General features: G+C 69.5%; 5 protein-coding genes. 2 read left to right on the forward strand and 3 right to left on the reverse strand.

Translation table 11 applies throughout. The features are described from left to right. Positions 1-478: 478 nt before the first annotated feature. Together KY462_16410 and KY462_16415 are read right to left on the reverse strand one after the other, a co-directional pair. Complete coding sequence (locus tag KY462_16410) at positions 479-676, reverse strand: hypothetical protein (GenBank protein MBW3579281.1); 198 nt, start codon at positions 674-676, stop codon at positions 479-481. Positions 677-934: 258 nt separating this feature from the next. Further along, positions 935-1204, reverse strand: a complete 270-nt coding sequence (locus tag KY462_16415) for a hypothetical protein (GenBank protein ID MBW3579282.1) — start codon at positions 1202-1204, stop codon at positions 935-937. 121 nt (positions 1205-1325) lie between these two features. Here KY462_16415 and KY462_16420 point away from each other — a divergent pair, with 121 nt between their 5' ends. Both KY462_16420 and KY462_16425 read left to right on the forward strand, forming a co-directional pair. After that, positions 1326-4664 carry an alkaline phosphatase family protein gene (locus KY462_16420; protein MBW3579283.1) on the forward strand — a complete coding sequence of 1113 codons (3339 nt, stop codon included), beginning with the start codon at positions 1326-1328 and terminating at the stop codon, positions 4662-4664. 462 nt (positions 4665-5126) lie between these two features. After that, on the forward strand, positions 5127-5414 hold the full coding sequence (locus tag KY462_16425; GenBank protein ID MBW3579284.1) for a hypothetical protein: 288 nt from the start codon (positions 5127-5129) through the stop codon (positions 5412-5414). 606 nt (positions 5415-6020) lie between these two features. Here KY462_16425 and KY462_16430 read toward each other — a convergent pair. Then, a partial coding sequence (locus tag KY462_16430) for an integrase core domain-containing protein (GenBank protein ID MBW3579285.1) occupies positions 6021-6364 on the reverse strand: 344 nt, incomplete at its 5' end.

Consider the following 6364-nt stretch of genomic DNA (forward strand, 5'->3'; position numbering starts at 1 on the left):
ATACATCCCACAGATGGAAGCAACTGCGACGTAGTCGTGTTACTACGCAACCCGAGGTGCCGGCGAGCGATTCTGGACCCTAGACCCCTCTACGACCCCGAATCCGCCAGACCGGTTCCTACTTACTGCGCAACTCCGGCACAGGGCGTCAGGACGGACGAGGCGATGGAGTTCCGGTTGCTGGGTCGGCGCCGTGGAGGCGACCGCGTCGAGGTCGTCGAGGGGTGCGATGTTGGCGGCCTCGTCTAGGGCGAGCAGCAGCGACGGGGACGGCGGCGCACCGGTCTCGTGGGCGCGCTGCGTACACGGCCGACAGGATGGTTTGCCGCAGGGTGGTGAACACCGGCCGCAGCCGCTTCTGCTCGTGGTGGCGCGGCGGAGCCTTGACTGAGGCGCACTTGCGTGAGGGCCGGCCGCCTCGCGCCTTGTGTGAGCACCCGCCCAGGTCGGCGTTGACGGGCATCATAAGCTCGCGTCTCTAGAGGGGTGTCGCCCTCGGCATGCCGCCGAGCGCGCCCGCGACGAGGCGCTGGGCCGAACGCGACGCCGTCCATGATGAACGCGAAGAGACCTCAGGCGGCGCGAAGAGGCGCGCCACCAGGCCGAACATGCCGAAGATCGTGCGGTCGCCGCCGAGCAGATGCGCGCGCAGGCCGAGCAGACCGCCGACGCCCAAAACGGGAACGGGCCGAAGCCGGAGAGGCCGCCGGGCTGACACCGAGCAGGCCCGCGCGAGCCGACCAGCGCGCCGAACGGCTCGAAGCCCGTATTGCCGACCTCGAGCAGCAGCTTCGGGAGGCAGGGGAGCGAGAGTGATGCGGACGGTGCCCCACCACCGAGGAGCTGCACCGCCTGGCCGCAGCTGTCGCCGCGACCGCCTTGGATGTCGCCGATGAGCTCACCGCGGCCGACGACGCAGGACTGTCGAGCGTGATCAGCGGCCCAGCAAGGTAACGCGGGACCGGCCGCGGCAGCTGCCGGTCGACGGCGATCGCCAGGCGCCAATGCTCAGGGTGCCGTGCGCGGGGCTGGCGACGTTCGCGAACGTCAGCTCGCAGCTGTCTACGTCGGTCCCGCGAAGGCTCACCATCACGGAGGTGTTCTGGTCGGTGCTGGTGTTGATGTCCTCGGCGGTGGGGGAGCTACCGGTTGTGGCCAGGTTTGGCCGCAGGACGAACAGGCCCTGTTCGATGCCGCTGACCACCACGACGCCGCTGGGGAAGTACCGGTGTAGCCGGTTGACCGCCTGGCGGCGCTGTCTTGTGCCTTGACGGGCAGGGGAGTTGTGTTGAAGGGTGGACCGGCGGCGGAGAAATCGGGGTGCCGTGGCGTCCATCGACGTACGACTGACCGAGACGACCGGAGGGGGACCCGGCGTCGGCTACCAGGTCGAGGCGACGATGTCGGTCAAGGCCCGGCTCGTCATCCCCGGGCTCGCCGACGGCGGCGATCTCGATCCGGATCTCGATGACATCGTGGGCCGGCCGCGCCGCGGACCCCGCGGTCCGCGCGGGCCCCGGACCAACGTCGTGTTCCGGGTCGGCGGCGCAGGCACGGCTGCCGCGACCTCGGGCCGGGACGGCCGCGTCCGCCTGCTGATCGATACTCGCGACGCCGAGCGGCAGCTGCTCGCGGGTGTGGAGCAGCTCCCCGGCGCAACCGGTGAGATCGTCGAGTACCGCACCGTCGTCCAAGTCCGCCAGCCGTCGGGCGCGAAGTTGGCCCATGCGGACCGTCGGGCCACCTCGCCGAACTTGTCCTTCGCGCTGCGCATCCCCCGGCGACGGGTGGTCGTGCTCGACATGGACGGCCTGCGCTGGGACGTGCTCTACCGGCACCTCAAGCGGGTCCGTGACGCGGGGGCCGCCCTCGATCGCACCTACCGCTTCGAGCCGCGGCCCGACGCCACCCGCGACACCGTCATTGGCGAGGGCAAGGACCTGCGCAGCGGCCTCGGGGAGCTCTGCTTCGGCGACCACGGACGGATGGTCGACGTCCGCCTCGGCCGGGCGCCCTATCCGAGCTTCACGTTTCCGTCCCACGCCACCATGTTCACGGGCGTGTGGCCCCGCCGCCATGGAATCGCCGGCAACCAGTACTACGTGCGGGATGGGTCGGGTGGCCTCAACGCGCGGCTGTGGGAGAAGCCGCCCCGCGCGCCGTCGCTCCATGGGTTCTGCACGTCGTCGTCCAGCACGGCCGGGATCGTGGCTGACTACCTGGCCGGCGGTTTCGACGTCGCGGACGAAGACGACTGCCCCGACCGCAACCGGGGGCTGGTCTCCGACCTCTTGACTCCCACCGTGTACGACCTCGTGCACCGCGCGGGCCGGCGGTCGTGCTCCATCCACGGCTTCTTCCACGGCGCTCTTCAGCCGTGGACCTCAACCGGCCGGGACCAGTGGTGGCACCTCACCAACCCGGAGCTGGGGACGATCAAGGACGCGTGTAGCGACGAGGACGCCGACCAGTATGAGCCGTTCGACTCGGCGTCCTTCGTCAAGGCGCACCTTCTTTTGCGGTTCCGGCCGAGCACCGTCCGAGCGCGGGACCTAACAGATTCGGGCAGGCTCGTGCCGATGCGTGCCGTCCGCGCCGACCGCTACGCCAACACGCTCGGTGGCACCATCGCCACGAGCCTCTTCCGCGGTGCCGCTGCGCGGCAGGGTCCCCCTGACCTCATCAGCATCTACGTCGCATCGATCGACAAGGCCAGCCATGTCGCCGGATCAGCGAACCAGGACACCTACCTCGCCTGGCACGACAACCGGCTTGCGGCCTTTCTGGACGACTTCCGGCAGCTGCACGCCTTTGAGCTGAACAATGCGGTGTTCGTCCTCGTGGCCGATCACGGTCATCAGGACATACTCCCATCGGACGGCATCTCCGAGGAGGTTCTCCGGTCGCTGGCCGCGCTGGCCGCGGCGCCGGGCGAGCCCGACGAGGACACGCTCGACGATCTGGTAGATCTGCTTGAGGGCCACATCGAGACGGTCGGACAGGCGATGAACCAGTACGTCTATCTCGGTCCTCCTGGCGACCTGCCCGCCCCCCTCGGCGTTCTGCCTGACCCGGAGACCGTCGCCCGCCACCTGCTGGAGAGCCCCCTCAGCGTGACGCCGTACGCAGCCCTCGTCCGAGTCGGGCCGGACCAGCCGTATCGGCTGCTCGCCCGGGGGGACGACGCCACGGTCGCGCTCGACAGCACCCGGGCACGAGACGTGGTCACGGGTGAGCTCGAGCTGCCGGCCCTCGACGAGGCGGAGATCCGCGAGACGAGCGCTCGCCCAGTGGGGGCCGACGCCGAGCGCGCCCTTCGCCGGCGGCTATCGACTGACGGCTACGACGTCTTGCACATCGAGCGGCTGCTCGAGGGGTTCGCGCCCGGCGATTGTGGCCCCGCGGACCGGATGCCCGACGTGATTCTGCTCGCCGGTGCGCACGAGGCCTTCAGCAACCAGGCCGCCACCCACGGCTCCGTCGGGTACCCGTTGCTGCGAATCCCGATCCTGCTCTGCGGGCCCGCCCTGCGCGCGAACGAGGAAATCGCCGAGGCGGACATGGTCGACGTCGCCCCGACGATCCTGTCCCTGCTCGGCATCGAGCCCGAGGTGGACTTCGACGGGCAGGCTCTCGTGGACTTCTTCGGGCGCCCGAGGCCTCGGGAACGAGGACCGGTCGTTAGTCGCCCGCCGGTCGCAACCAAGACGCCGGTCGCCGCCGGGGGGTCGCGACCCCCCACCACGACGCCGCGCATCCGGACCACGCTCCACATTGCGACGGTTGAGGACGTACCGAACGAGCGCCTCCCCGATGACGTGCCGACGTGGATCGGGATGCGAGTCGTCGCAGGCGCGGACCGACGTGAGGTCCGCATGGGCGCCACGCGCCTGCACCGGATCGCCCACGCCGAGTTCAAGGTCGTCGGCGGTACTCGCGACGGGGCGCGCGCCATCTCCCGTGAGTCCGAACACGGCGTCACGCAGGCCGTCAGCCGCATCGCTCTAGCGTTCGACGGCGGCGAGGCCGACGGGGACAGCGGACTGATTGAGCCGGTGCGACTGCGGACCGCGACCGACGTCGTGACCACCGAAGTGCCTCGCATGCTCGCCCTCTTGGAGCTCGAACTACGCCTCCCGCACGTGCCGGCCTGGCTGTTCGACGCGATCCGCGACGCGGCGCAGACCGACACCCTCCTGGTCGGCGATCGCGCGGACGACAGCGACCTCGACATTCGCGCCGATGATTTCCTCCGCCTCCTGGGTGCGACATCGGCCCGCGTGCGACTGGCCGCATACACACGTGCCGGTGAGCTCGTCCAGCAAGTCGTGGCACCAGCAGCAGACGGGCACGGGGCGGCCGACCCATCGGGGGCCGCCGCGGTGGCACGTGCCTGGGACCTGGTGCGGAGCGTGGCCGCGAACGACCGGGCCACACCAGAGATGATGGCGGCATCCATGGGGGCGCTACGGGCGTGCGGCGACTACCTGCCGCCGGACGCCGGCGCCGACATCGAAGCGGCAATCGAGGAGATCGACGGGCTCCCGCCGGTCTGGGTGGACGGTCCGGACGAGGCCACGCGGGCACGGGCTGCCTGCGCCATCGCCGAGCGGCTGCTAACGACGACCCAGGTCGCCGACCTGGTCGGGCTAACCTGGAGCTAGTGGCCCCGTAACTGACGTGGTTCGACGGTTCGCTTTGGCGAGGTCGGCCGCAGATGCAGCGCCGACCGACCTTGTCGTTGACGTTGCCCGGCATCATCCTGCGGCCCCGGTCCCGTGTTTCCGACTGCTCGAGTCGGTCCCAGCCCGTCCTGGCTCAGCGGTACGGCCGGACTCATGGTCCACCAGAGCCAGAGTGGTCTGGGCGGGGGCGACACGTCCGCGGTGATGGGAGCAACGCTGGTCGCGTCGGTGGACGGGGCACCGGCAGGTCTGCCCGGTCGTTCTGGTCCACGCGCCGTAGCCCACCACGGTCGGCCGTCCTGCAGACACACCGCCGCCGGCGGCGGCGTCGTCGACCCGTGCGGCGGCAGGGCGTTGACGACCAGCCCGAGGGCGTCGAGCCGGTCCTTCTGGCCCTCCCGGTAGGGCTGGCGCAGCTCGCCGCTGTGGCCGCTGGCACAGATGCGCAACGACCTGGATACCGAAGCGGTCATCTCAGCCGTCAACGTTGACCACAGTTACCAATCACTGCGGGTCGCGCAACAGCGCATACAGGACGAGTTCATGCTCGACGAGCAGAACTCGGACGAAGCCAGGGTCGTCAGCCTCGCTCCTGATTCTCGAATCAGCCGCGTCAAAGTCGGAATCACCGAACCAGACGATCAGCTTCTCAGCGCCATCGGCGACCTCGTCGATCCCGGCCTCGTGTGCTGGGAGATCGCTGAGTCCCCCACCACCACTAAGAAGTGAACTCATCGCGACCGTGCAATGCCCGCCGGTCTGCTCCGCCTCCGTCGTCACCACAAGCTGGGCGACATCGAGCGCTCGACGTGGTAAGCGTCGGGAGATCGTCTGGCTTCTCGTTTCGGACGGCGAGCTCGGTCGTGGACGGCTCGGCCGGTGGTCCATGAGCGCTCGAGGGGGAGCAGACCGCCTTGCTCGGCGGCCGAGGCCGCTATCCGTCGCTGTCATGCCGCTCGGCGGACGAGAGCACCCGAGCACCTCGTGACGACCGGCGAGCCCCGCCCCGTTGATCCTCGACGAACGCCACCGCCCAGTCCGGACCGAGAGCGGACGTGCGCGTTACTGGAGCGTACTCCACGAGCTGTCGCGGGACCGCCAGGTCATCATCTTTCCGCAGGAGCACGAGGTCCTCGACTGAGCGCGGGGAGACCCCATCACCTGGCAGGACAACGATCTCATCGAGCTCCAGCCGGCCCCCTGCGACGCGACGCCGCCGAGCCTCGTGGTGCCGCCACCCCGGCACACGCCCTTCGAGCGCTGCTCATCCAAGGGAGCGCTCCGACAGCTCTGGACCGGTGCGGAACTTGTCAAGCAGGTTGAGACACTTGGCGGTCAGGCGCTTTGTATGAGCGCTTCGGGGGTGGGCTGGTTGATCCAGGCCACGGTGGGCAGCTTGGGTGCGTTTGGGGCTCGGCCGGAGAAGCGGTCGGGGTTGGCGGCGTAGGCGGCGTCGAGGGTCTGCTGTCGTAGCGTCCGGATCTGGGTGGCGGTGCCGTAGTGGACGGAGGCGGCCGTGTGCAGGCCGATGCCGGAATGGCGATGTTCGTGGTTGTAGTACTCGAAGAACGTCGCGCAGAAGGCCCTGGCGTCCTGGATCGATCCGAACCGTCCCGGGAACGCCGGGCAGTACTTCAGGGTCTTGAAGTTGGCCTCCGAGTAGGGGTTGTCGTTGGACA

This window comes from Actinomycetota bacterium (assembly GCA_019347675.1).
In the GTDB taxonomy this organism is placed as follows: domain Bacteria; phylum Actinomycetota; class Nitriliruptoria; order Nitriliruptorales; family JAHWKO01; genus JAHWKW01.